The following is a 420-nucleotide window of genomic DNA, read 5'->3' as shown; positions in this document are numbered from 1 at the left end:
AAAAAACGGGACACACAAGCAGCCTATGCTTTTCTTAAGCGGTTAGTGAAGCAGTTTGATGAACCGAAGGTTGTAGTCACAGATAAAGCCCCCTCTATTACAAGTGCCTTTAAGAAACTAAAAGAATACGGCTTTTATCAAGGGACAGAACATCGTACCATTAAATACCTGAATAATTTGATTGAACAAGACCATCGTCCAGTAAAGAGACGCAATAAATTCTATCGAAGTTTACGCACTGCCTCTACCACGATTAAAGGCATGGAAGCCATCCGAGGATTATATAAGAAAACCCGAAAAGAAGGCACTCTCTTCGGGTTTTCGGTCTGTACTGAAATCAAGGTATTATTGGGAATCCCAGCTTAAATCATAGATACCGTAAGGGATTTTATTCTTTATTTAAAACTTTGCAACAGAACC

1 pseudogene is annotated in these 420 nt (G+C 39.0%); it reads left to right on the top strand.

Annotation, left to right across the window (positions count from 1 at the left end):
* A pseudogene (locus tag RV17_RS13045) lies at positions 1–366 on the top strand (IS6-like element IS1216 family transposase); the annotation flags it as partial.
* Positions 367–420 lie beyond the last annotated feature (54 nt).

Origin of the sequence: Enterococcus thailandicus (assembly GCF_001886265.1) — a bacterium.
GTDB lineage: Bacteria > Bacillota > Bacilli > Lactobacillales > Enterococcaceae > Enterococcus_B > Enterococcus_B thailandicus.
The sequence above is the reverse complement of the archived record's forward strand: the minus strand, read 5'-3'. Positions and strand labels throughout refer to the sequence as shown.